This window comes from Embleya sp. L77, from assembly GCF_055557415.1.
This window is the reverse complement of sequence record NZ_CM145709.1, coordinates 43,079-67,127: the sequence shown is the minus strand read 5'-3', so window position 1 is coordinate 67,127 and position 24,049 is coordinate 43,079. Positions and strand designations below refer to the sequence as shown.

Genomic DNA, 24,049 nt, shown 5'->3' with positions numbered 1-24,049 from the left:
CGCTGACGACTCTGCGATGGCGGTCGGGCGTTGCGGTAGCGGCAAGGGGCGTTGCCGGCGTTTCGGCAACTTCCTCGAGCGCGGCGGCGCCCGATACTCTCGGTCTTGCCGCTGAGGCGGGCGACGACCGGGGGGCGGTCCGGATGGCCGAGCGCGACGCAATAGAACCGGACGCGGCGCAGTACGGCGCGACGATGAGGGCGTGCCTGGGGCACGCGGGTGTCTCGCAAAACGCGTTCGCGGAGGTGGCGCACATCGATGCGTCCGTGGTCTCCCGCTATCTCAAGGGGAAACGGATCGCGCCACGAGCCTTTCTCGACGCCCTCGTGGCATTCCTCGCCGAGCACGGGACACCTTTGACCTCCGACGAGTGCGCTCGCCTCGAGAAGTTGCGTGTCACCGCCCTGGCCAACAGCGAGCGTGCTCACCCCCAACTGATCCATTGGCGCGAGGAAGCCGCTCGCCTGGCCGCCGAGAAGGACGCCCTCACGTCCCGGCTGCGTGAGGAACGCGACCGCGGCGCGCGCGAGCGCCACCAGGCCGTGGAAGCGCTGGGCGTCCTTGGACTCGAGCTCGCCGAACTCCGCGAACGCCTTCAACAGGCCGACGGCAGGAGCGCCGCCGCACACACACGCATCAGCGCACTGCGCGACAGCAACCGAGGCCGACAACGCCGTCTGGACAAGGCCGTTTCCCACATCCGCGAGCTGGAGGGCGAACTCGCCGAACAGCGCGCCACGATCACACTCCTGCACCGAGAGGTCGACGCCCTGCTCGAACGGGAGCGTGGGACGCCCGCCGGGGATCGCGTTGCCCGGGCGGCAACGCAGGTCACGGCCACGAAGGCGCCCTCGCGCCGCCGACGGCGCCGGCGCGCCCGACCGCGAGGCGAGGGCCTTGGAGGCGGGCCGGGTGGACACGGGGACGACGGTGCCGACCGGGCCCGTGCGCTCGGGTACTGGGTCTCCGCCGAGCCCGCGTCGCGCGTGTCACGCAAGGCGTACGAGGAGATGCGGCACTTCATGGCGGGGACGATGGCGATGTGTCGGCTTCTGGCCTGGCCTGTGGCCGGGCTCTTCGTCCACCTGCGTCCGCCGGACCGCACTCCCGAGGATTGGGAGGGCTGGGCGACTCTTTCGTCGATGGCCACGCTATTCGTCATGTACCTCTGCGCGGACCCCGACGTGACATGGCGAACGCGCACGCGGCACTTCACGGCGGGGGCGAAGGCGGTGTGCCGGCTCCTGGCCTGGCCCGCGGCCGGGTTCCTCGCCTACGTGCTCTTCATCCTGCGTCCTCCCGTGCTGACGAGCGACGACGCCCCCGGGGGCTGGAAGGCCTACGTGTGCTTTGCGGTGACGGTCGCGATGCTCCTCGTGTCCCTCTGGATGTACCTTGACGTGACGTGGGGTATTCGCACGCGGGCGATGCGCGTGTTGCGTGACCACCCGTGGCGGGCATGGCCGTGCCTGGTGGTCCGGGGGACACGCGGTGATCGCGACGTTCGGGTTGTTCTGCTGGACGACCGAGGGCAGCCCGTCGCCATGCTCACCGACATCCGGATGAGGGACTTTCTCGGTTCCCTCGACACCGCGGGCGTGTTGTGGGTCGCCGGAGGACTCGGCGAGGGTTCCCGGTGCGTGATCGCCCTCAACGATCCGACGCCCCGGCGGATGAGCACGTGTCGAGCCTCCGCCCCGTCGCCCCTCTCGGAATTCGGTCTCAGCGACGAACGAAGTCGGTGACGGGCACATGGTCGTGGATTGGGCCCGGTGTACCCCGCGCGGCTACCACCCCGAGGCGCATCCGTACGGCGGCTGACACCCAGCCGGTGATTCACGGCTGCGAACGGGGCTACCGGATCGGCGACATCCACCAGAGGTCTGATCCGTAGCGCATGGCCCGGAACGCTATTCGCGATCTCACCGCGTCCGGTGGCGTTTTCGGCGGCGTGCCTTCCGCTTGCGGCTAACCACCTCGGATAAGCCGCCATATCCGAGGCGGTTACGCCGGTGGACGATCAACGTTCCGGTCCGGGAGGGGAACCTGCCACATGCCCACCACCCAACACGAGGACCTGCGCGGGGTGAACCACACCAGCGGCGCCGCGTACAACACCTCGCAACCCCGCCTCGACCCCAAGCGCACGGCCGCGCCGCGGGCAGGCTCCGACGCGGAACTCGTGGCCGAGCTGGAGCCGTTCGACACGCCGGCCACCGGTGCGATCGCCGTGCCGGACGCGTCCGCGGCCGTGCTCGCCGCCTCGGACGAGGCCGCCTATGAGCACTTGGACGACCTGCGCCCGCGCAAGACGACCACCGGCTACGCGCGGGACTGGGCGCTGTGGGGCGAGTACCACGCGTGGCTCGCCGAACGCACCGGCCACACCCTGCCATCGACGACGGTCACCCCCGGCACGCTGGTGGGGTTCGTGCGCCGGCTCGACCAGGTCGCGGTCGCCGCGCCGAACTCGATCGAGCGGCGGATCACCGGCGTGACGGTCACTGCCCGCCGGCACGGCGCCGAGTCCCCAAGGCGGCCACCCTCGCGGGCCGCCAGGCGCTCAAGCCGCTGCTGCTTGACCCGCAGCGCCTCGCCCGGGGCCGGGGCCGGACCGTCGCGGCCATCCCCGCGCACCTGCGCCGGTATGGCCAACGCCGCCCCGGTGATACAGCCCCGCCCCGACGCCGTGCGCCGCAAGCCGCGCACGTTGCCGGAGATCACCCGGCAGCGCGACCGGGCCATCGCCGCCCTGGCGTTCGCGATTGCCGGCCGCTCCTCCGAGGTCTCCGCGCTCACCGTCACCGGCATCCGCCACGTCGCCGAGGGCCTGGAGGTGCACGTGCCCTCGGTGAAAGGCCGACCCGCCCGCGACGTCGCGGTCCACTACGGCACCAACCCGCTCACCTGCCCGGTGCGTTGCCGGATCGCCTTGAAGAACGCCGCCCACCTCGTCGACGGCCCCGCGTTCCGCGCGGTCGACCAGTTCGGCCGCGTCGGCACCGCGCGGCTGTCACCCGACGGCTGCCGGATCGCCATCACCCGCGGCGCCGAACGCGCTGGCCTGGACGCGAAGTCGACCGACCACTCCGCCCGACGCGGCCTGATCACCACCGGCCGCAAGAAGGGCAAGAAGCCCGAGAAGTTGCACCAGCAAAGCGGGCACTCCGCGAACTCGCCGGTGTTCTGGGGCTACGTCGAGGAGGGCGAGATGTGGGGGGACGCCGCCACCGAGGACATCGGGCTGTAGGACGTGTGAACCCGCGTCGGAAGTCACTCTCTTGGAGACTGGAATGAACACCGAAATGCCGGCCGGCATGGCTTCCCCACCAGCCGATATGACTATTGGAAATCAATTGCTCTCAGAGTGTGCCCGGAACTCCTTGCTGATCGGCCCGTCGCTCCTTACCGTGTCCTCTACATCTCGGGGAGCAACGCCACAAGCAGAACTTCCCAGGGGTGCACCGGTCCCGGCTACGCATCCGATCGGGTCGCGCCTTGGCCACAGCACAACCCCTCTCCGCGGGCCCCCACACGTGTGGGGCCCACACCCGGGGCCTCCGAAAGGAGATATCCATGGAGCAGGGGAACGGCGACTCGCCTGAGCCGCCACGTCGTTGGACGGTCCGCCGAGTGGCAGGCCACGTGAAGGCATGGGTACCGGTGGTCACCGCGCTCGTCACCACGGGCATCGCGATCTACGGTTTCGCAACCGGACACGGGCCCAGCCAATAGAGGCCGGGCCCGTCCAGTCGACATAACCGAGTGCAGGGGCTCCGCCCGGGTTTTCGATTCGCGGTCGATCCGGGTGGGGCCCTTCGCGTGTCCTCGTCAAGAGGAAGCATGCGCGGCTCTGTTGCGCACCAATGATGCACGACAATGCACGTTCAGCGTGTGATGCGAATCACATATTATGCCGTGTCGATTCGTTGACATGGGCGTTCGCCGCAGAGTCCGCACTTCCGAGTGAACCTCATTCGCCACTGGCGGGCAGGCTCACCATCCCCGGGGCGAGAGGCGCGCACGCGCGGGGACCTATCCGACGTCGCTCGACGTGAACGTTGCATTCGCCAGTGGGGCCGGCACGCCCGACCAGGTCCACCCCGAAGACATTCGAGGACGTACGTCGCGAGCATCGTGCCCTTCAGTGACGCGTTCGGTTTGTCGCGTCGGATCAGGGGAGGCTATTCGACGTGATGCCAACACTATCGGCGCACCCGGCGGCGATTCGGCGGCGGATTCACCATGACGCCGACCTGGCCCAGACGCCGGCTCCGTCGGGAGTGGGGTTGGCCTCGTCCTGACCGTGTACGGACCCGGGTGCGAACTCCCAAACCGGGGCGTACCGTTCGCCTCGCGTGTGCGCGCGTGCACTTTTTAGAGATTTTTTGGGAGAGTTCCGAAGCCGTCGACTCCGGGTCTCGTTGTGCGTGTTCCGAAGGCGGGCGATACCTGACCGTCTACGGTCGAAAGTCGGTTCGACGATGATCTGCGCAGGTCGTGGTCCTGACGACGATGCGATGAAGCCCGCGCCGTCTACGAGCTTCGCCTTCCCGAAGGTGACCTTCGGGTTTGCGGCCCTTCCTTCGGTTGCGAATCGATGGCCCCCGCCCCAGGTCAGAGCATCCACAGCGGCTGCGATGTTGTCCGCGTCTGTCTCGTGGCCGGCCTAGTCTGCTGGAACGGCTCAGCGGGCCACCGTCCGGAAACGGCGACGGCCCCGGGTGCAACCGGGAGCCGCTTGAGCGCGACGGCGAAGGTGAGCATGTCGTCGTCGATGACCTTGGGGCGTCCGCCGTGGTTGCCCTTGGACGCGGCGATGACCTGGCCTAGCCGGGGCCCAGACGAACAAGGCGTACTTGGCGCGCTCACAGCCGTTTTCCTCAGCTTCGAAGCGGCGGTAAGCGAAACGCACATCAGCTTCGAAGCTGCAGTCTGCGACCCGCGCATCGGCGTCGTCGGGCGCCAACCGGCCGCAGAAGGCGTCGTAGTCCGAGTCCACGCTCACGTGATCGACGGTGAGCTGACCGGGGCCGCCGTAGGCGAAGACGGCCCACGTAAGATCGCCCGCCCTGATCGCTTCGTACGTTCGTTTGATCTCATCGTCAAGCGCCGCCGACATCGGTTTCCTCCTACAGGTTGACTTCAGGGGCGGAAACGCGCCGGCGTACACGGCCCTCCGGCCGGCCCCAGACGGGCGGAGATCACCGGCAAACGGGTGCACCGACCGCGGCCGGTGCGGCAGTGGCGGCGTGGCGGGGAACCGGGGAACGGTGGTGTCGGATCGGCCGGCGCACCGTGAGAGAGGTATCGAACGATGGAGCAGTCGGAGCTGGAGAGCAGGATCCAGACGTTGGAGACGGGTCTGGCCGTTCAGGAGGCGGCCATGGCCGGGGCCCAGTCCACGCAGGCGGCGGCGCAGGCGGGGATGACGTCGACGTTCGCCGCGACGCAGAGCGGGACGTGGGCGGTGATGACCGCCGGCAGTGTCGCGCTGCTGGTGGGGATCTTCCTCGGTATCGCCATCGCGAAGGACTGACGGCCGGTCCCGCCCTACGGGACCGCCCCTCCGGTGTTGCGCCGCCCCCTGTCCGGCCTTCGGCCGGGTGGGGGGCGGCCCGCTGCGAGGTGACCATGGTCCGGCAGGGGGGCCAGCGTTCGCCTCGCACAGGACGCGTTCCCTCGAGGGCGGCGGAGAGCACGGCAACGGTCCCGCGACCACCCGTTTGCGCCACGAACGACCGCGACCGGCGCATCCTCAAGCCCGGCGAGCCCCCATCACGATGGAGGCGCCGCACGGCCACGACCACGGGGGCAGTCGGCGCACACACGCACAACGACGCACGCACACGTCGGTGACGCACACACGGCGGGCCGTGCGCACGCGGCCCCGTGATCGTCTACTTCACTCCCGGTTCGAGCCCGGTCGCGTGGTCCTCGCGGCGGGCGTGGTCCTCGACCATCCGCCGCAGCACAGGGCATTGCGTGGATCGCGCCGCCGACGCGGCCTTCGCGGGCAGCATCTCCCCGGCCCGCAGCAGTGCCCGGCTCGGCGCGAGGCCGGGCGCCGGGCGCCGGGCGGGGCGAGGTGGGTCCAGCCGCAAGTTCTCCGACGGAATGTCGTGTCCTGCACTCGACATTTCGATGTATGCAAGGTCCGGCCGTCCCCGACACGATCGAGCCCCAGGGCGGTGACATCCACGCCCTGCGCCGGTCGAGGTGGGAGTGGGGTCCGGTGGGCGGCGCGGCGCGCTTCGTCCGTGTGCGGGACGACGCCTGACGCCGCGCCCGACTGTCCCTGTGGTGGGGATTCTCGCGCCCCCTGATTGCGGTGTCAGTCGCGGGATTCGTGTAGGACCCGGTAGCCGGCCCGGCCCAGCAACCCGGGTCGGTACGCGCCGCTCGCGGCCGCGGTCGCGGCGGTTCGCAGGAAGTAGCCCTCGGCCGCGAGGTTGTTCGTGGGTGCGGTGCGGACCTTTGTAAGGATCGCGTCGACGATGGTGCGGATCGCGGGGTCGGTCGGGGGGCAGGGCGGACGCGGGCGCAGGCGTTGCTCCTCGTCGCGTTCGGCGTCGAAGCGGCCGCCCCACCGCGAGTCGGCCGCGTTGGCGATCATGTCGCACAGCCGTCGACCGTTGCCGGTCCCGTCGGCGTGTCGGGGACGCCACTCGTCGCCGTCGACGAGCCGGGAAGTCCAGTAGGCGGCGACCTTGACGACCCCGTCGACCAGGGGTGCGGAGGATTTCCCGTTCTGTGCCCCGGGTCCGTGCGTGCAGTTTGAGGTAGAAGGGGGCGTGTGCCCCTGTCCCGGACAGGGCTCTGGCCAGGCCGGACAGCCCATACCCTGTCCGGGACAGCTTTCTCTGCTGCGTTCTCCCCTGCTCTCCACCATCTTTGAGTCCGTCGGTTGGGAATACCCCGGCTGATTTTCCGTAAGTGGCTGAGGATAAGGAGCACACCGTGGGTATTCGTTCCGCTCTTGGCGTCGGACTCGGGGCAGCCGCCCTCACTTTCGGTGCCATAGCCGTTCCCGCACAGGCGGTTGAGACAGCCCCGCGAGGCGCACTGGCCCTTCCTTCGTGGTGCATCAACGGTGGGGTGAGGGATACGGACGGCAGGACGTACCAAGTTCGTTGCGACGTGTCCTTCGCCTACTACGCGAAGGTCACCTGCACGAACGGCAGTAGTAGGAAGACCGCAAGGGGTGTCCAGACGAACAGCAACCGCTGGTCTGCCGCCTACTGCACTTCGTTCGGTCCCGACTGGCGGCGTGTCGCGGGCACGGGAGGGCCTGTCAAGGCTTGACGACTCGCTGATCCCCCGGCTCCGGAGCGGTCCGAACGCCTACGCGGACGACATGGTGACTTGCCGGCACTCTGGTGACGGCGCCACCCGCCCACCCCGAGGTGTCGGCCCGGCCAGCGTGGGCCGCTAGACGGGGAATGGTTACAGGAGGGGTGCCCGAAAGCCCGGAGGGTGGCTTCGGGCACCCCTTTCGGATGCATGTCCTCGCGCTCATACGCTGATGGCGGTCAGGCGGCCCGACCGAGGCCGGCGGTGATGAGGTCCTGCTCGCGCAGAGAGGCGAAGTCGACGTCGAGCTTCGGGTCGTACGCGTCGGGCTGGATGCCGAGTTCGTGTGTGGAGTATTCGCCGAACCGGTTGATGTGCTCGGTCAGGTAGGGCGAGATGTGCGCCAGGTCCTCCGGGGCGATCTCCCAGCCCTCCTCCAGCAGCCGGCCACACAGCAGCACAGGGAAGGCCCGAGTTCTCGGAGAAGCGCCCGCCGCGTCGTGAAGCGCGACCCCGACGCTCCCGTGTCACGCTGGTTTTACGAAGAACTCCTGCCAAATTTTCCCGTCGCAGGGCCTCTGTACGGCCTCCCTCACCGCGTGCCCCGACTGGCTGCGGATGGACACGCACAGGTTGGAATGCGCCGGGCGGATGCGGAACCCGCCCGGCACAGGGTCGTCGACTGCTTCCATACGGAAGTGCTGCGAGAGCCGCGTGGCCGCGCAGTCGTCCCACGGTTCCAGAAAGTCCTTGACGGGCCCGCCGCTCACCACGGTGAGACAGCCGATGCCGGCGTCGACCGGGTTCTCCCACTGAATGTAGAAGAGTCCGTCGCCGACCAGCTCAAGACGCGTACGCGGCTGGGCACTCCCGACACAAGGGCCCTGGACCGCGACGGGGGACCTGTACGCGCCGTTGGCGGCGCGTCCCTCGGTGAGGCACGAGTCGGTGGGCGAGCCGACCGGCTGGATACGGGACCAGCCTTGCAGGGGCCTCCGATTCGGCTCGGCCGAGGACACAGCGTGGGGAGTCTGGGCCGCGCTGCCGGAGGATGACGACGAAGACCCGCGGGGCGTGAGGATCCAGACACCGACGGCGAACAGCAGAGCAACTGCCAAGCCAAGGGCGAGTGCCAGCCGACGCCAGTATGGCCGCGCTCCCTCCCGGCGGACCGTGGGCGAGTCTCTGGACGGCAGACCAGCCACGACGGACGGTTCGCCGGCACGACTGGGTCCTCCGGGCTCCCCTACCTCTTTGGGCACCCCGGAGGCACTACGGGACTCCTGGACCGAGATTCTGCGCAGGGCCTCCAGCCACAGCTCTGCCTGCTCGCCGGCTCCGCAGGCGCGGACGAAAGCGAGCAGCACCTCCGGACGCGGAAGGGACTGCCGGCGCAGGACATCTGCAATCGTGCTGCGCGCCAGTAAGTCGCCGTGTGCCTCCGCCATCTGTTCCAGTTGCCGGAAAGTGAGTCCCGACCGCTCCTTGAGCTGCCGCATCGTCGCCACGAACTCGGCCGCGTTCCGCGCGTCCCGCGGCTCGGCCGTCTCCTCGGCGTTCTGGGTTTGCTTCGGTGGTAACTCCTGACTTCCCATGGCCGGGATCCTCGTTGAGACCATGACCCTGGACAAGATGGCTTTCGGAACTTCTCAGCAGCCCACTATCGCCCGGTCAGGCAGCGCAGGATTCATGGTCGTGTCCCCTCCGGACCCGCGCGGCGTGGCCGACGTCGCCGATCCCCGACGACCCGCGCGACGCGGACGCTGACAGCCGCACCGGGACACCATCACGAGTTCCGGAATTCCCGCTACACCCGGTCGGAACCGAGGGACGGCGAGTCGTGGGGTGCTGCTCGAGTTCGTCGGGTACCCGGGGCAACGGGGTCTGCGCATGGTGGCGCGGGACGAGGCGGACACCGTGACCCGCCTGATCGTTTCCGTGTACGCGAAGGGCAGCAGGGGCGGGAAGAGCTGCGGCAACAACGCGCGGCCGGGCGAGCGCTTCGGACGTTACGCACAGCCGCGTCGGCGCGAGGCGGCTTCGGGGAACCCCGCCCAAGGGGGGTCTGCCCGGGACTTCTTTCACCGGCACCAGGACGGGATGTTGCGGACCGAGTTCGAATACGCAACTGATCGGTCCGGCAGCCCTGATGAACCGGTTCCCCTCATGCGGGAGGGCGGCTGCGATATGGACGAGGACGAATCAGATCTGGACGTATACGACTACGAGGCGGCTGTCGTCGCGCCGGCTGGGCGGATGACCGGAGTGCGGATCACCGAGGAACTACTGCGCGTCATCGAGTACCACGGTGCGGTCGGTTGACGCCAGCTCCGCCAAGAGAGCCGCCGCCTCGGTGGCTTCGGGAACGGCCAGGTCGCGGTATGTCTCCCAGGCCCGTTCCGCGTGGGTGGCGGCCGTGGTGCGATCCGCCAAATCAGCGTGGGCAAGGGCCAATCCATGGTGGGCTCGAGCCAGTTCGGGGCGGTTGGCCAAGTCCCGGGCCAGCGTCAGGGCCGCCTCGTGTTCGGCCACGGCTTGCTTCGGCTCGCCGAGTTCGCGCGCGACCTCGCCCAGGCCGTTCAGGGCCGATGCCTCGTCGCCGCGGTTGGCCAACGCCCGGTACAGGTCACGCGCCTGGCGGTGGTACTCGCGCGCCTGGGCGTACTCTCGCTGCCTGCGGCTGACCAGCCCGAGCTTGTCCAGGACCAGTGCCTCGCCGCCGCGGTTGGCGAGTTCGCGGTGCAGCGCGAGTGCCTCGCGGTGGTGGTCGCGGGCCTGTGCGTAGCGGCCCCGGTGCTCGTCGATGACGCCCAGGTTGCCCAGTACGTGAGCCTCACCGACTCGGTTCCCCAGCTCTCGGCACAACTCGAGTGCGCTCCGCAGGTGCAACTCCGCGGTGTCGAAGTCGCGTTGTCGCGAGGCGACGTTCCCGAGCGTGTTGTGCGCCCTGGACTCGCCGAATCGGTCGCCGGTCTCGCGACACACCTCCAGCGCGTGCCGGGAGAACTCCTGGGCCCGCTCATATCCGCCGATGCGCCAGTAGGCCCACCCCAGGTCGATCAGCGCACGCGCCTCCCCGGCCCGGTCGGCGCTTCGGCGGGCCGCGTGCAGTGCGTGGGTGTGCAGGGCGAGGGCCTCGACGTGGTGGGCGTGCCCGTCCAGGTAAGCGCGCAGCGTCGCGGCCAAGTCGCCGGCGTGCGCCGGCCAGGCGTGTTCGGCGGCGTGCGCGGCCAGGGCGACCAGGTTGGCGCGTTCGGCATCCAGCCACGCGCGAGCCTGCGCGGCATCGCGGAAGACGCCGCCCGGTGTGGTGTTCTCGGGTGGCGTCGGCCGCGGGCGCTGGGCGCGGCCGTGCGGGTAGAGCAGGTCCATCGCCGCGCCCGCGCGAAACAGTTCCTGGTCCAGCAGTCGAGACAGTGCCTGATGCTGCGCGGCTTCGTCCTCCGTGGCGGCGAGCATGCCACGCGCGTACTCGCGCAGCAGATCGTGAAACGTGTAGCGACCGGGTTCGTGCTGGAGCAGCACGTGCGTGTCCAAAAGCTCCTCGAGCACGTCCTCGGCGTCGAGTTCGGATACGCCGGTGAGGGCGGCGGCCGCGGCGGCGTCGACGTCGAGCCCGGGGTGCAGGCCGAGCAATCGGAACATGCGCTGCCAGGCCGGAGCCAGATGCAGGTAGGACAGCGTGAACGCGGCTGCGACGCCGCGCTCCGAGGTGGCCAGCTCGGTCAGCCGACGCCGCTGGTCGCGCAGCCGGTCGGCCAGGTAGGCCACCGTCCAGCGCGGGCGATGGTGCAGTCGCGCGGCGGCGATGCGTACCGCCAGCGGCAGGAATCCGCACAGTTGAAGGACGTCCAGCACGGCCATCGGTTCGTCGTCGGCACGCGCTCCGACAATGTGGGCGAACAGGTCGACCGCGTCCTTGGCCGGCAGCAGTTCCACCGACAAGGTCTGTGCGCCGTCCAGGTCGATCAGGCGGCGCCGGCTGGTGACCAGAATCAGGCTGGCGGACGCGCCGGGGAGCAGAGGGCGGACGTGGTCGGCGTCGGCCGCGTTGTCCAGGACTGCCAGAACGCGCCGGTCGGCGAGTTCGGCGCGCCACAGCGCTGCGCGGTCGCCGGCCGTCGGCGGGATGCGTTCGGCGGGTACCCCGAGCTGGCGCAGCAGGATGTCGAGTGCGGCGCCGTCGTCGAGCGGGGCCCGGCCGGCGGTGTGGCCGTGCAGGTCGACGAAGAGCTGGCCGTCGGGGAAGCCCGGGGCGAGCCGATGGCCCGCGTGGATGGCCAGCGCGGTCTTGCCGATTCCGGGCATGCCGTCGATCACGGCGACCGAAGCGCCGCGGGCACCGCCGGAAGACGCGCCGATCGGTCCGGCGGCGGTCGTGCGCGCCGTGCCGCCGATCGCCGTGCCGCCGATCGCCGTACCGGTGTGCCCGGGTACGGATCCGACGAGGCCGACCAAGCGGGCGAGTTCGTCGGTGCGCCCGGCGAAATCGGGTGTGTCGTAGGGCAGGAAGCACGCGCGGCGCGCGGGCGGGACCGCAGCACCCCCCGTGGCGGCGGTTGCGCCGGACGGGTCGGGTGCCGGCGAGCCCGGCGCCGGTGGTGCCGAACCGGCCGGCCGTGCCGTACCCGGCGTCCTTGTTGTCGAAGCCCGCACCGGGCTACCCGGAACGGGCCCCGTCGGCATCAGGGTCGGATCGTCCCGCAGGATCGCCTGTTCGAGACCGACGAACGCCCGCCCGGGGTCGAGCCCCTGCATCTCCACGAGGGTATTCCGGAAGGTGCGGCCGACCGCGAGCGCGTCGGCCTGGCGTCCCGTGCGGTGCAGCGCGAGCATGAGGTGGCTGTTCAACCGTTCACGCAGCGGGTACGCCGCGACCTGCGCGGCGAGTTCGTCGACGAGGTCGTCGTGCCTGCCGAGCGAGAGTTCCAGCTCGGCGAGTCGTTCGAAGGCGGACAGCCGTCGCTCGTCGAGCCGGGCCCGCGCGGCTGCCACGAAGTCGCCCTTGACATCGGCGAAGGCACGGTCGCGCCACAGCTCCAAGGCAGCGCGGATGCGCAGCGTCGCGCCGTGCGCGTCGCCCTCGGCGGACTGCGCCTGTGCCGCGGCGACCTCGGCGGTGAATACCTGGAGGTCGAGCCCGCCGGGCTCGGGGGCGATCACGTAACCGGACGCGTGGGTGGTCAACAGCGTGTCTCCGCCGGCCTCGCGCAGCACCCGCCGGATCGCGGTCATCGCGGCATGGATCTGCGACCGTGCGGTGTGAGGTGGGGTCTGGCCCCACACGGCGTCGACGATCCGCTCGTGTCCCAGGACCGTACGGGCGTTCAGCAGCAGGTACGCCAACACCGCCCGATGGCGCGGCGCGGCTCCGTGCACGACGCGACCGTCGACCGTGGCAACTTCCACCGGTCCGAGAATCCGAAACAACGCACTCAACTACTGCCCCCGCAAGCGTCGCAGCGCATGGGCGCCGCATGGGCAAGGACGCGACCGGACCGAGCCGGCGAATCCTCGCCGAACCGGATCGATCGCCTACCCGTCGCGAGCGCATCGCGAATGTATCAACCCGCTCGAGCAACATGATCGTCAGCACCGGGGCGCACGCCGAACCGGGGCGGACCAGGTATCCGAAGCAAGGAAACACACATGACCGAACGGCCGGACGGACGCGGCCCACCGTGCCCGCACCCACCGCAGGCGCAGCCGACGCACCCGACCCGGCGCCGACCCTCGGACGCGGCACCCGACGCGACCGCATCACCCGAGCCCGGATTCGCGCTGGTCGACCCGGAGACGGCCGACGGCGAGGCCGGCGCCCTGCTCGCGACCGCGCAGCAGGTCATGGGTGTCACCTCGAACCTGGCCAAGGCCATGGCGAACAGCCCGGCCGTCCTCAAGGGGTACCTGGAGTTCGTCGGCGCACTGAACGGCGGAACCCTGACCGCCCCCGTACGCGAACGACTGGCGTTGCTGGTGGCTCAGGAGAACTGTTGCGACTACTGCCTGTCCTCGCACACCTACGTCGGCACCAAGGTCGCGGGGCTCAGCGCGGATGAGGCCGCCCGTGCGCGCCGCGGTGCCGCCGAGGATCCCGGGTCGGCGGCCGCGCTTGCCTTCGCGTCGGCGCTGATGCGCAGTCACGGCCTGGTCGACGACGTGGAGTTGGCCGCCGCGCGGGCGGGTGGCCTCTCGGACGGGCAGTTGGCGGAGGTGATCGGGCACATCGCGCTGAACGTTCTGACCAACTACCTGACCACGGCGGCTCGCGTCGAGGTCGACTGGCCGCTGGTTTCGCACTCCGACTGAACACCTGAACCACCGGCCAACCGCCTTCCGGCGGCACCACCAACACCCCGATTACGCCAATCACCCCGAGTGAGTACCCCGAGTACATCGAGGACTCCACCACACCGGGCACACCCGTGGCCCTGGAGAGGCATCAACCATGAACGCCAAGACCTTCAAGAACGATATGACGATGATGTTCGCGATCCACGACGCGCTGCGCCGCGAAGTAGCGCAACTGGCCCGGGTCGCCGCGCGCCCCGGCGACGATCCTCGGCGGATTCTGCGGACCGCGGCCGGTTGGGAGATGTTCAAGACGTACCTGCACGTACACCACACCGCCGAGGACGAGACGCTGTGGCCGGTGCTGAGCGAGGCGCTCGCCGACCGTCCGGACGATCTCGCGCTGATCGCCGCGATGGAGGCCGAGCACGCCGAGATCGACCCGCTGATCGAGGCGATCGACGCCGCGGTCGCGGATGCCGACGCGGACGCCGGCCACGACCGGCTCGCGGAGCTCGTCGACGCGTTCGCGGTCGCGCTGACAGGGCACCTCAAGCACGAGGAGGACGAGGCCCTCGTGCTCATCGACAACACCGTGTCGATACCGCAGTTGATTGCGTTCGGTCAGGCGCACGCGCAGAAGATCGGCCCGGACGGACCCCGCTACATGCCGTGGCTGCTGGACAACGCTACCGAGGCGACGGTGGCCACCGTATTGCGGCCGATGCCCGAGCCCGCGCAGCTGGCGTTTCGCAACCAGTGGGTTCCGGCCTACGCCGCGCTCGACTTGTGGGGTACGGAGGCCCGTTCGGCCGCGAGCTGAGTCACCGTTCACCGCCCGGCCCGTTCCATCCCCTCGTCGGTTCGGCCCCGACGTCCCGTCGTCCCGCCGAAATCCTGGCTCAGGCGAAGGCGCGTTTGTCCCGAACGCGCCTTCGCCTGCCCGGATGACGCTCTTCGGCGTCCCGGCTTCGGCGCGCAGGCACCCACGCAGCCACCCACGCGGCCCCCACGTCGCCACCCCCAGGAGAGCCCCATGTCCCTGTACGCAGACGCCGACGTCGTCCCGCCCGGCCGGGCCCCGGGAGGGGACCGGGCCACCGGGTCCACATCGACCCCGGGCAAGCCCTACGTGACCGACCGTCCCGGGGACACAGTCCCGAAACCGCCGCGCAGACTCGGCCTGGCCCTGTTCGTGATCGCCGCCGCGCAGCTGATGCTCGTGCTCGACGGCACGATCGTGACCGTGGCCCTACCGAGCATCAAGGACTCGCTCGGCATGGCCGAGGCCGATCTGAACTGGGTGCTCACCGCCTATGCGCTGACGTTCGGCGGACTGCTGCTCGTCGGCGGCCGGGCGGGCGACCTGTTCGGCCGCCGGCGCGTGTTCCGGATCGGTCTGGTGGTCTTTACGATCGCCTCGCTTTTGGGCGGGTTCGCGACCACCGGCGCGGTGCTGATCGCCGCGCGGGTCCTGCAGGGCGCCGGCGCGGCCATTGCCGCACCAGCCGCGCTGTCGCTGCTGGCCACGACTTTCCCGGCAGGACCCGAGCGCAACAAGGCACTGGGGGTCTACGGGGCGATGGGCGGTCTGGGTTCGGTGGTCGGGCTGCTGCTTGGCGGCGCGTTGACCGAGTACCTGGACTGGCGTTGGGTGCTGTTCGTAAACGTCCCGATCGCCGTCGCCGTGTTGGCCGGAACGTCGGTGCTGGTCGACGGTGAGCGCGAGCACGGGGGAGTCGACGTGCCCGGTGCGGTCACCGCGACGTTGGGCCTCGGTTCACTCGTGTACGCCGTCAACCGCACGAACGAGCACGGCTGGACGGACGGGCTCACCCTGACGCTGCTGGTCGGCGCCGTGCTGCTGCTGATCGTGTTCGGGCTGATCCAGACCCGCAGTCGGGCGCCGATGATGCCGCCTCGGGTGGTCCGTGATCGTGGGCGCGTGGGCGCGAACGTGGTGATGTTCCTGACCGGTGCGGGCATGCTGGCCACGTTCTACTTCCTGACGCTGTACATGCAGGCGGTCAAGGGATACGGACCGATGCAGACCGGCCTGGCCTACCTGCCGTTCGCCCTCGGTATCGGAATCGCGGCGGGAGGAGTGGGCCCGGCACTGCTCGGACGCACGTCGGAGCGTGTGGTGACGGTGATCGGCATGGTGCTCGCGACCGCCGGCATGGCCTGGTTCACGCTGCTGACGCCCGACGGCAACCCGTGGGCAGTACTGCTGCCGGCACAGCTGGTCGCGGGTCTCGGGTTGGGCCTGGCGTTCGTCGCGGTCACCATCGCGGGCGTGCGCGGCGTGCACGACCGGGACACCGGGGTCGCGTCCGGCTTGATCAACACGACGCAGCAGATCGGCGGGGCGCTCGGCTTGGCCGTGCTCGTGGTACTCGCCACCAACGCGACCGAGGATCGCCTGCCCGGCGGTGGGATGCCGGACGCGCTGACCCATGGGTACGCGGTGGGCATCGGAGCGGGTGGGGCGCTGTACCTGATCGCCCTGGTCGTTGCGGCGCTGACGCTACGCGGGGACTCCGATTCAGGAGCGGGGGCGAACACCGAAGTCGTGGCGCGGTAGGGCCGAAAGGGGCGAGCCCGGCCGGGAACACTTCGGCGGCGGGTCGTGCGACCCGACCGGCACCACGATCGCCGCACTCGCCACCGCAGCCGTTGCCGCACGTGTGTCCCACCGGGCGGGTCGAGTCGGCGCCGGTTCGCGTCGGACGTCCCCCGTTGCCTTCGTCCCCCGCCGCCCCGCTGTTCGGCCCGTGCAGACTCAGGCGATCCGGGTCCGTGCGCCTGAGGAAGTGCCGCACAGATCCCCGGGATCGGTGTTGGACCCGCACAACACCACCGCCGCCCGTTCGCCGTCGTCCACCGCATAGGCGCCCGTGAGCAGCGCGGCGAACGCGGTGGCGGATCCCGGTTCGACCGCGAGGCGGTATCGGTCCCACAGGAACTGCCGTGCGCGCGCGATGTCGTCGTCGCCGACGAGGACGGAACGGGTATCGGCGATCCGGGCCCATTCCAGCGCCTCGGCCGATACCCGAGGCGCGCCGAGCGATCCGGCCGCGATCGAGTCGACGGCCACGTCGACGACGCGGCCGGCTTCGAGCGCGGCGTTCAACGACCGGCACTCGCGCGGTTCGACGCCCACGACGCGGATGCCCAGGGGGTGGGCCGCCGCGCACGTACCCGCGAACAGGCCGCCAGCGCCGACGGCCACGAGTACGGTGTCCAGACCGGGTACGCGCGCGGCCGTCTCGAGCAGCAACGTACCGGCGCCTGCGGCGAACAGCGGGTCGTCGTACCCGTCGCAGGCGACCGCGCCGGTCTGTGCGACGTAGGCGCGCGACGCGGCGACCGCGTGTTCGGCGGTGTCGTACAGACGGACGTCGGCGCCGTGTGCCCGCAGCCGGGCGAGTTTCAGCGGCGTGGCGTCGTGTGCGACGAAGACGGTGGCCGCGACGCCGCACCGGGCCGCCGCCCAGGCGCAACCGAGCGCGGCGTTGTCGGCGGATGCGATGACCAACCCGGCGGAGGTCAGCGTTTTGGCCTCGCGGTGCGCGGCGACGAAGTTGGCCGCGCCGCGCGCCTTGAAGCTGCCGGTGTGCTGCATGAACTCGCAGGCCAGGTGGATCTCGGCGGAGCCGATGGTGCCCGGGTCGAGAGGAACGACGACGATCGGCCGGGTGTGTCCGGCCGTTCGGTCGCCGGCGGTCTTGACGTCGTCGAAGGTCGGGGTGGGCACGGTGTCTCCACTTCGCTGGCGCTTGGCGCGGCGGTCGGGCATGGCTGGTCCAGGGCATCGTCGAAACGTGATGCGGCGGGTGATCGGTCCGCGCGTGGCGGTGAGGCGTATCGGCGCCGGCTGCGAGAGGCGAGCCGGGCTCGGGCTAGGGCCTGGTTGAGCCGGGCTGCTCGGCGAACGTCGCGAGCGCGGTGCGGGCGTCCGGGTCGCCGGTGACTCGCATGGACATCGGCGGCCTCCCCCTGTGCGTCGCTCGGCGTCCGCTTCGAGGCCACCATCGCCGGCATCGGCGCATGGCGGTAACCAAGAGCCCCATCCGAAACAGGTCCTAGTTGCGCAAGTACGTCAGGACGGCCAGCACCCGGCGATGGTCGTCCTCGGCCGGCGGCAGATCCAGCTTGGTCAGGATGTTGGTGATGTGCTTTCCGACCGCCGCCTCCGAGACCACCAAGGTCCGGGCCACGGCCGCGTTCGAGCGGCCCTGGGCCATCAGCGACAGGACCTCGCGCTCGCGGGCCGACAGTCGTTCGATCGGGGCGCGACGGTGGCGCAGCAGCTGGCGCACCACGTCCGGGTCGATCACGGTGCCGCCTGCGGCGACCTGGTGGACGGCATCGATGAACTCCTCGACGTCGCCGATCCGATCCTTGAGCAGATAGCCGACCCCGACGCCGTCGGCCGAGTCGAGCAGCTCGCCGACATACGTGCGCTGCACGTACTGGCTCAGCACCAGTACCGGCAGGTTCGGGTCCGCGGCCCGCAGGGTGATTGCCGCGCGCAGGCCCTCGTCGGTGAAGCCCGGCGGCATTCGCACATCCGTGACCACCACTTCCGGCCGGTGCTCGGTGACCGCCGCGGTCAACTCGGTCGCGTTCGTGACCGCGGCGACCACATCGTGCCCGAATCGTTCGAGCAGCCCGATGAGGCCGTCGCGAAGCAGGACGCCGTCCTCGGCGATCACGACACGAAGAGATCGGACTGATGACACGGGATCTCCACGCGAAGCAGGGTCGGCCCACCGACCGGACTGGACAGGAGCATTCTGCCGTCAAGCACCGCCACCCGATCGGCGAGGCCCCCCAAACCGCCGGCGGCCGTGGTCGTGGCGCCGCCGATGCCGTCGTCGGAGATTTCCACCACCAGTAACCCCTCCGCCCCGTCGTCCTCGACGAGCCGGCCGATCACCGACGCGCGCCGGGCACCGCTGTGTTTGGCCACGTTGGTCAGTGCCTCGCAGACCACGAAGTACGCGGCCGCCTCGACAGGATCGGGCAACCGCCGGGGCAGCTCGATCCGTACGTCGACAGGGATCGCCGAGCGTTCGGCGACATCGGCGACCGCCGCGGGCACCCCCCGGTCGATCAGCACTTGGGGGTGAATGCCCTGGACGAGTTCCCGCAGTTCGCCGAGCGCGAGCTTGGCGTGCTCGTGTGCCTTGGCCACCAGCGCGGCCGCCTCGTCGCCCCGCGCGATCCTGGCCAGCCCGAGGGTCATGGTGAGCGCGACCAGCCGCTGCTGGGCGCCGTCGTGCAGATCGCGTTCGATCCGGCGGCGCTCGGTCTCGAACGCGTCGACCAGCCGGGCCCGCGAGCGGGTCACCTCCACCAGCCGCTCGCCCAGGTTCGCCCCGGGCGAGGTGAGCAGTCGGCGCGCCAGGGCGGACTGGGCGGCGGCGAGCAGGCCGATCAGGTACGCCCCCGCGACCATCGTCACCAGTCCGACCGGGACGGCGAGCAGCGCCTGCGGCGCGGTACCGATCGTCCACCCGGGCAGCAGGGTGCGATGACCGCCGCCGGCCAGGATCGGGATCGGCGCGGTGATCAAGCCCGCGGGCACACCGAGACAGATGGTGACGAGCAGCAGGTTGAGCGGCCACAGCAGCACCATCAGCAGCAGCGCGTACCCGAGTTCCCGCCACGTGGCCCGTTCGTGAAAGCGCGCGAGCAGCCACGCCCGCGGGCCGCGCACGGTCACCGCCGAGTGCGGGTCGTCGGCCGGATCGAGGTCGACCAGCCGCAGCCGGCGCCGCTCCACCACACCCATCGGGATACCCGCCAGGCCCAGGGCCAGGAGCAGCGGGATGCCGACCAGGACGAGCGAGAGCACACCGCCGAGCACGGCCAGGGCGGCGAACAGGATCAGGCCCACGCCGCCGGTCAGTGTGCTGGTCAGCAGGTAGCCGGTCGCTCGCCAGGGCCAGCCGGAGACCAGATATCCCCATTGCGGCATTGCCTGCCGGATCGTGCGCGGTTGCATGGATCGACCGTAGTCGACCGCTCCGGGCCGCCCCAGGAGGGCTGGGCTACCTCTGGGGGTATGGCAGGCCCTACCTCAGGACTCGGTCCTGGCGCCCTGCGTGCCGGGGGTGCGAACGATTGGGTTGAGCCATGGATCGAATGGATCAAGCAGCGGGGCAGCGGGCGGAAGCGGTACGGCTGACGGAGGTGCACCGGACCTACGGGACGGGCACCGACGCGGTGACCGCGTTGGACGGGGTGAGCGTGAGCTTCCCGGCGGGCAGCTTCACGGCGGTGATGGGGCCCTCGGGTTCGGGTAAGTCGACCCTGTTGCAGTGCGCGGCCGGACTCGACCGCCCGACGCGCGGCCGGGTGGCGATCGGTGGCACGGAGTTGGCGAACCTGAGCGAGAGCCGGCTGACCAGGCTGCGCCGGGACCAAGTCGGCTTCGTCTTCCAGTCGTTCAACCTGCTGTCGGCGCTGACCGCGGCCCAGAACATCGAACTTCCGCTCCGGCTCGCGGGGCGCCGGGTCGACCGGTCGGCGATCCACGCCGCACTGGCCGCGGTCGGCCTCGCGGACCGTGCGTGGCACCGGCCCGCGGAACTGTCCGGCGGTCAGCAACAGCGGGTGGCGATCGCCCGGGCGATCGCCACCGAGCCGACGGTGCTGTTCGCCGACGAGCCCACCGGTGCGCTCGACACCGCCACTACCCGCGATGTACTGGCCCTGCTGCGTACGCTCGTGGACGACCACGCGCGCACCATCGTCATGGTCACCCACGACCCGATGGCCGCGGCTGCCGCCGACCGCGTGCTCTTCCTGGCCGACGGGCGCGTCGCGGGCGAACTGCACGCGCCCGCCGTCGACACGGTCGCCGACCGGATGACTCACCTGAAGGCGTCGTGCTGACCCTTGCCCTGCTGACCCTGCGCACCCGGTGGACCGCGTTCGCGAGCGCGTTCGTCGCCCTGGCCCTGGGCGTCGGACTGCTGGCGACGATGGGCCTTGTGGTCGCGGCCACCGCCGACGACGGCGACCGGGTGCCGCGCCGGTTCGCAGACGCGCCGATGGTGGTCCGCGTCCAGCCCACGCTCTATGTGACCGGTTCGCTCAGCGGCACCAACGCGCAGGATCTCGACCAGGTGCCGCCGCTGCCCCCCGACGTGTCGGCCAAGGTCGCGGCGGTTGCCCCGATCGTGCGGGACCGGAGCTTTCCCGCGCTGTTCACCGCCCCCCTCGCGGGTCCCGCCGACCGGGTCGGCCACGCCTGGTCCGTGGCCCGGTACTCGCGCTACGTGTTGTCCGCCGGACAAGCCCCGACCACGGACGACACCGTGGTGGTCGGCGGCGGCGACGCCGCCCTGCTCGGAACCGCCGCCACCGTGCTGACCGCGTCCGGGGCGCGTACGTACACCGTCTCCGGCGTCACCGCCCCGGTCGGCTTCGAGCACGCGGTGTTCTTCACCGACGCCGAGGCCGCGCGCCTGTCGCCCGCTGTGGACGCGCTGATCGTTGCCGGGCCGACCGCACCGGTGCGCGCCGCACTGGCAGGCGACCGGTCGGGCGCGACCCGGATCGAGGTGCTCACCGGCGCCGCGCGTGCCGCCGCCGATCCCGGAACCCTTCGGGACCGGGCGAGGATGACCGGTACACAGACCCTGCTCGGCGTGGCCGGTGGCATCGCCGCGTTCGTCGCGATTGTGGTGGTCGCCTCGACCTTCGCGTACTCCGTCGCTCAGCGCCGCCGTGAACTGGCCCTGTTGCGGGCCCTGGGCGGCACCCCGCGGCAACTGCGGCGAATGCTGTTGGCGGAAGCCGCCGCGTTGGGTGCGGCCGCGTCGGCGGCCGGATGCGCACTGGGCGTGGGCGGCGGTCCGGTACTCGCCGACTGGTTGGCCGCGAACGACTTCGCACCCCAGTGGTTCGCGGTCCGCTTCTCCTGGCTCTCCGCGGTCGCGCTCCTGGTCGCGTTCGTCGCCGGCTGGGCCGTGGCCCTGCTCGCGGTTGCCGCCACTTCCGTACGGGTCGGCCGGATCCGGCCGGTCGAGGCCCTGCACGAGGCGGCGGTGGAGCGCCGGGCGATCTCGCGCGTGCGGCTCACGGCCGGCATCATCCTGCTCGCGTGCGCAGTCGCCGCTCTCGCCGGCGTCACGGCCGTGTTGCCGCAACTCGCTTTCGACCTGGGCAACATCATGATGTTCACGCTGATGATCACCGGCGCCGTCGTCCTGTTGGCCCCCGTACTCGCGCGGCCGGCGGCCCGGATCCTCACTCTGCCGCTCGCCTTCACGCGCGGCGCGGGCGGCATGCTGGTGCGGGCCAACACCGTGACCCAGTCCACCCGCACCGCCGCGACAGCCATACCCGTGCTGGCGAGCGTCGCGCTGGCCTCGTGTCTGCTCGGCGCTACCACCTCGGTCGACGCGGCGCACACCCGGGAACTGCGTGCGCAGGCGAGCGCGGCCGACTTCGTGGTCGTGCCCGTCAGTGCCGCCGGGCTCGGCCGCGAACTCGTGGACCGGGTGCGGGCCGTCCCCGGCACCGACGCCGTCGCTCTCAAGCCCACCACGGTGTACGCGGTCCCCAAACCGGGCACCTCGGTCATGTTCGAAGGCGACGTGGTCCGGCCGTACGCCGCCCAGGCGGTCGACGCCCCCGCCTCCACCGCGCTGCACCTGCCCATCGAGGCAGGTTCGATGGCCGACCTGCGCGATGACACCATCGTGGTGGACCGAGGCTGGAATCGGCACGTCGGCGACCGGGTCGAACTGTGGCGCGCCGACGGCAGCCCGATCTCGTTGCGCGTCGCGGCCGTACTGCCCGCCGGAACCGGCGGCGGCGGCGTGTTCCTGACCCCGCGCACCGCCGGCACCGCACCACCCGCCCGGATGTACGTCACACTGCGTCCCTTTGCCGACCGGACGGCCGTCGCCGCCGCGCTGGCCGAGGCCACCCGGGGCAACGGTGCCGCCGTGGTGCGGTCGGCGGACTGGACCACGGCCGTTCAACGCGAGGCCGTCCGGCAGGACCGCCTGGGCATCGGCCTGCTCCTGGCCATCGCGCTGGTGTACAGCGGCATCGCGATCGCCAACACCCTGCTGATGGCCACAGCCGCCCGGACCCGCGAACTGGCCCTGCTCCGCCTCGCCGGAGCCACCCGCCGCCAGGTGCTGCGCATGCTTGCGGCCGAGGCGCTGCTGACGACGGTCATCGGCGTCGCTCTCGCGGCAGCCGCGACAGCCCTGGCACTCGCGGGACTTCACACCGCCTGGGACCGACTGGTCGAGGGCGCCCCCCTGATCCTGCCGTGGACCGTCCTGGCCGAGATCACCGCCGCCTGCGCCGTGGTCGCCCTGCTGGGCATCGTGCTCCCGGCCCGCGTGGTACTCCGTCGCCGCCCGGTCGAACTGGTCGGCGTCCGTGAATAGCCCGGCCCGCGCCGCGCGCCGCCCGCAGAAGTGTGAGCAGCATGCTCACGGCCGCGCGGGGGCGGGCAGTTTTCCGACGACGCCGGGAACTCACCGAGATGCGGCGGAGCCCGCAGTGGTGGTGTGACCCGTGGGCGGTACGCGAGTACCGCCGGACCCGCTACAGGCTCGAGTACATCGGCAAGGCGAGTGCGCGTCGAGGTGGGATCCCGGTCCGAGCCGGCGACCGGCGCCGTCCCGGGACCTGCCGCTTCCCCGGCCCGGACCGCAGGTGATGGGCACATGCGACGACTGTGACCGCGCGCTTCCCGGGGTTCGCGGCGTCGGACTGTGCCGCGAATGCCGCGAGGACCGACAGGCGGTGGCGTCGTGAGCGCGCACCGGAACCACCCCGCGAACCTGCCGCGGCGTGCTCGATCCGCATCCCCCGCAGCCGGCGATCCGGAACGGACCCGCGAGGCGCAGCCGTCCCCCATGGCCGACCTCGCCCGCCAGGCCCTGGGCGCCGCGCCGGCGGCTTTGCCGCGGTGTTCACCTCCGACCTCCACCGAGCCGTGGAGACGGCCCGGATCGCGTTCCCCGACGGCAGGCCCCCGATCCACCAGGACATCCGGCTGCGCGAGTGCAACTACGGCGACCTCAACGGAACTCCGGTCTCCGGCGTTGCCGCCCAGAGAGTTCGCCGCATCGACGAACCCTTCCCCGGTGGTCAGAGCTACCGCCAGGTCCTCGAAGCCACCGACGCGTTCCTCCAGAAGGCGCGTAAACAACGGAGGGCCTGCCGCCGTTGACGTTCGCCGCGCACGACGACGAGAGCTTGGCACCGGGTCCTGGCGAAGTCGTGCGCGCCGACCGAGCTGCCCTCTACGGTAACCACCATGGCCGGGCAACCGGGCACTTCGCTACGGCGAGCCGCGCGACGCAGCCGCCCGACAGCCACGAGGCCAGGGTGCAGATGGACATCCGGAAGCCCTCGTCGAACTGACCGACGCGTCTCTGTCTCCCCGGATGATCCGTGGCTGGTCCACCACCCTGCTCTC

The 24,049-nt window shown here is 70.9% G+C and carries 20 protein-coding genes; 12 read left to right on the top strand and 8 right to left on the bottom strand.

All coding sequences use genetic code 11. The annotated features are described in order from the left end of the window. The first annotated feature begins 143 nt into the window (after positions 1–143). The 3 genes from ACZOOI_RS00235 (at position 144) to ACZOOI_RS00225 (ending at position 3,735) form a co-directional block, all read left to right on the top strand. Positions 144–1,745: a helix-turn-helix domain-containing protein gene (locus ACZOOI_RS00235; RefSeq protein ID WP_465278794.1), complete on the top strand. Its 1,602-nt coding sequence runs from the start codon at positions 144–146 to the stop codon at positions 1,743–1,745. Between the two features lie 308 nt (positions 1,746–2,053). After that, positions 2,054–3,250, top strand: coding sequence for a site-specific integrase (locus tag ACZOOI_RS00230; RefSeq protein WP_465278793.1), 1,197 nt, complete (start codon positions 2,054–2,056; stop codon positions 3,248–3,250). Between the two features lie 326 nt (positions 3,251–3,576). After that, positions 3,577–3,735, top strand: coding sequence for a hypothetical protein (locus tag ACZOOI_RS00225; protein ID WP_465278792.1), 159 nt, complete (start codon positions 3,577–3,579; stop codon positions 3,733–3,735). A gap of 952 nt (positions 3,736–4,687) precedes the next feature. Here the strand turns inward: ACZOOI_RS00225 and ACZOOI_RS00220 are convergent. Further along, complete coding sequence (locus tag ACZOOI_RS00220; RefSeq protein WP_465278791.1) at positions 4,688–5,122, bottom strand: actin depolymerization factor/cofilin- and gelsolin-like domain-containing protein; 435 nt, start codon at positions 5,120–5,122, stop codon at positions 4,688–4,690. A gap of 195 nt (positions 5,123–5,317) precedes the next feature. On the opposite strand from ACZOOI_RS00220, the gene ACZOOI_RS00215 reads away from it, so the two are divergent. Further along, entirely contained in the window at positions 5,318–5,539 is a 222-nt protein-coding gene (locus ACZOOI_RS00215; RefSeq protein ID WP_465278790.1) for a hypothetical protein, read from the top strand. A 609-nt stretch (positions 5,540–6,148) separates the two neighbouring features. Continuing rightward, positions 6,149–6,280 carry a hypothetical protein gene (locus tag ACZOOI_RS00210; RefSeq protein ID WP_465278789.1) on the top strand — a complete coding sequence of 44 codons (132 nt, stop codon included), beginning with the start codon at positions 6,149–6,151 and terminating at the stop codon, positions 6,278–6,280. 54 nt (positions 6,281–6,334) lie between these two features. Here the strand turns inward: ACZOOI_RS00210 and ACZOOI_RS00205 are convergent, their stop codons facing one another. The 3 genes from ACZOOI_RS00205 to ACZOOI_RS00195 all read right to left on the bottom strand — a co-directional run bounded on the left by ACZOOI_RS00205 (position 6,335) and on the right by ACZOOI_RS00195 (position 8,888). Continuing rightward, positions 6,335–6,616 (bottom strand): hypothetical protein, encoded by a 282-nt coding sequence (locus tag ACZOOI_RS00205; RefSeq protein ID WP_465278788.1) that lies wholly within the window; start codon positions 6,614–6,616, stop codon positions 6,335–6,337. A 916-nt stretch (positions 6,617–7,532) separates the two neighbouring features. Continuing rightward, positions 7,533–7,754 carry a Tn3 family transposase gene (locus ACZOOI_RS00200; RefSeq protein ID WP_465278787.1) on the bottom strand — a complete coding sequence of 74 codons (222 nt, stop codon included), beginning with the start codon at positions 7,752–7,754 and terminating at the stop codon, positions 7,533–7,535. Positions 7,755–7,820: 66 nt separating this feature from the next. Then, complete coding sequence (locus ACZOOI_RS00195) at positions 7,821–8,888, bottom strand: helix-turn-helix domain-containing protein (protein ID WP_465278786.1); 1,068 nt, start codon at positions 8,886–8,888, stop codon at positions 7,821–7,823. 322 nt (positions 8,889–9,210) lie between these two features. Between ACZOOI_RS00195 and ACZOOI_RS00190 the strand changes: the two genes are divergently transcribed. Then, positions 9,211–9,615: a DUF6461 domain-containing protein gene (locus tag ACZOOI_RS00190; RefSeq protein WP_465278785.1), complete on the top strand. Its 405-nt coding sequence runs from the start codon at positions 9,211–9,213 to the stop codon at positions 9,613–9,615. On the opposite strand, the gene ACZOOI_RS00185 is transcribed toward ACZOOI_RS00190, so the two are convergent. After that, the gene (locus ACZOOI_RS00185; RefSeq protein ID WP_465278784.1) at positions 9,577–12,702 is read right to left on the bottom strand and encodes an AfsR/SARP family transcriptional regulator; all 3,126 of its coding nucleotides are present in this window, start codon (positions 12,700–12,702) and stop codon (positions 9,577–9,579) included. The two genes, ACZOOI_RS00190 and ACZOOI_RS00185, sit on opposite strands and share 39 nt — an antisense overlap. A gap of 240 nt (positions 12,703–12,942) precedes the next feature. Between ACZOOI_RS00185 and ACZOOI_RS00180 the strand changes: the two genes are divergently transcribed. From ACZOOI_RS00180 to ACZOOI_RS00170, 3 genes are all read left to right on the top strand, one after another. After that, positions 12,943–13,602, top strand: a complete 660-nt coding sequence (locus ACZOOI_RS00180; protein ID WP_465278783.1) for a carboxymuconolactone decarboxylase family protein — start codon at positions 12,943–12,945, stop codon at positions 13,600–13,602. A gap of 139 nt (positions 13,603–13,741) precedes the next feature. Beyond that, entirely contained in the window at positions 13,742–14,407 is a 666-nt protein-coding gene (locus ACZOOI_RS00175; protein ID WP_465278782.1) for a hemerythrin domain-containing protein, read from the top strand. Between the two features lie 213 nt (positions 14,408–14,620). Next, positions 14,621–16,168 (top strand): MFS transporter, encoded by a 1,548-nt coding sequence (locus ACZOOI_RS00170; RefSeq protein WP_465278781.1) that lies wholly within the window; start codon positions 14,621–14,623, stop codon positions 16,166–16,168. A 198-nt stretch (positions 16,169–16,366) separates the two neighbouring features. Here the strand turns inward: ACZOOI_RS00170 and ACZOOI_RS00165 are convergent, their stop codons facing one another. The 3 genes from ACZOOI_RS00165 to ACZOOI_RS00155 form a co-directional block, all read right to left on the bottom strand. Beyond that, complete coding sequence (locus tag ACZOOI_RS00165) at positions 16,367–17,341, bottom strand: pyridoxal-phosphate dependent enzyme (protein ID WP_465278780.1); 975 nt, start codon at positions 17,339–17,341, stop codon at positions 16,367–16,369. A 328-nt stretch (positions 17,342–17,669) separates the two neighbouring features. Further along, positions 17,670–18,302, bottom strand: coding sequence for a response regulator (locus ACZOOI_RS00160; RefSeq protein ID WP_465278779.1), 633 nt, complete (start codon positions 18,300–18,302; stop codon positions 17,670–17,672). Beyond that, positions 18,299–19,597: a sensor histidine kinase gene (locus ACZOOI_RS00155; protein WP_465278778.1), complete on the bottom strand. Its 1,299-nt coding sequence runs from the start codon at positions 19,595–19,597 to the stop codon at positions 18,299–18,301. The genes ACZOOI_RS00160 and ACZOOI_RS00155 overlap by 4 nt, the downstream gene beginning before the upstream one ends. A 140-nt stretch (positions 19,598–19,737) precedes the next feature. Here ACZOOI_RS00155 and ACZOOI_RS00150 point away from each other — a divergent pair, with 140 nt between their 5' ends. The 3 genes from ACZOOI_RS00150 to ACZOOI_RS00140 all read left to right on the top strand — a co-directional run bounded on the left by ACZOOI_RS00150 (position 19,738) and on the right by ACZOOI_RS00140 (position 23,800). Further along, positions 19,738–20,490 carry an ABC transporter ATP-binding protein gene (locus ACZOOI_RS00150; RefSeq protein WP_465278777.1) on the top strand — a complete coding sequence of 251 codons (753 nt, stop codon included), beginning with the start codon at positions 19,738–19,740 and terminating at the stop codon, positions 20,488–20,490. Next, positions 20,484–23,009, top strand: coding sequence for an ABC transporter permease (locus tag ACZOOI_RS00145; RefSeq protein WP_465278776.1), 2,526 nt, complete (start codon positions 20,484–20,486; stop codon positions 23,007–23,009). Before ACZOOI_RS00150 ends, ACZOOI_RS00145 begins: the two co-directional genes overlap by 7 nt. A gap of 527 nt (positions 23,010–23,536) precedes the next feature. Next, positions 23,537–23,800 carry a histidine phosphatase family protein gene (locus ACZOOI_RS00140; protein ID WP_465278775.1) on the top strand — a complete coding sequence of 88 codons (264 nt, stop codon included), beginning with the start codon at positions 23,537–23,539 and terminating at the stop codon, positions 23,798–23,800. Positions 23,801–24,049 lie beyond the last annotated feature (249 nt).

Bases quoted from the DNA above. Each gene is read 5' to 3' on its own strand.
- ACZOOI_RS00235 (WP_465278794.1), top strand. From the start codon at position 144: ATGGCCGAGCGCGACGCAATAGAACCGGACGCGGCGCAGTACGGCGCG.
- ACZOOI_RS00230 (WP_465278793.1), top strand. From the start codon at position 2,054: ATGCCCACCACCCAACACGAGGACCTGCGCGGGGTGAACCACACCAGC.
- ACZOOI_RS00225 (WP_465278792.1), top strand. From the start codon at position 3,577: ATGGAGCAGGGGAACGGCGACTCGCCTGAGCCGCCACGTCGTTGGACG.
- ACZOOI_RS00220 (WP_465278791.1), bottom strand. From the start codon at position 5,122: ATGTCGGCGGCGCTTGACGATGAGATCAAACGAACGTACGAAGCGATC.
- ACZOOI_RS00215 (WP_465278790.1), top strand. From the start codon at position 5,318: ATGGAGCAGTCGGAGCTGGAGAGCAGGATCCAGACGTTGGAGACGGGT.
- ACZOOI_RS00210 (WP_465278789.1), top strand. From the start codon at position 6,149: ATGCAAGGTCCGGCCGTCCCCGACACGATCGAGCCCCAGGGCGGTGAC.
- ACZOOI_RS00205 (WP_465278788.1), bottom strand. From the start codon at position 6,616: ATGATCGCCAACGCGGCCGACTCGCGGTGGGGCGGCCGCTTCGACGCC.
- ACZOOI_RS00195 (WP_465278786.1), bottom strand. From the start codon at position 8,888: ATGGGAAGTCAGGAGTTACCACCGAAGCAAACCCAGAACGCCGAGGAG.
- ACZOOI_RS00180 (WP_465278783.1), top strand. From the start codon at position 12,943: ATGACCGAACGGCCGGACGGACGCGGCCCACCGTGCCCGCACCCACCG.
- ACZOOI_RS00175 (WP_465278782.1), top strand. From the start codon at position 13,742: ATGAACGCCAAGACCTTCAAGAACGATATGACGATGATGTTCGCGATC.
- ACZOOI_RS00170 (WP_465278781.1), top strand. From the start codon at position 14,621: ATGTCCCTGTACGCAGACGCCGACGTCGTCCCGCCCGGCCGGGCCCCG.
- ACZOOI_RS00155 (WP_465278778.1), bottom strand. From the start codon at position 19,597: ATGCAACCGCGCACGATCCGGCAGGCAATGCCGCAATGGGGATATCTG.
- ACZOOI_RS00150 (WP_465278777.1), top strand. From the start codon at position 19,738: ATGGATCAAGCAGCGGGGCAGCGGGCGGAAGCGGTACGGCTGACGGAG.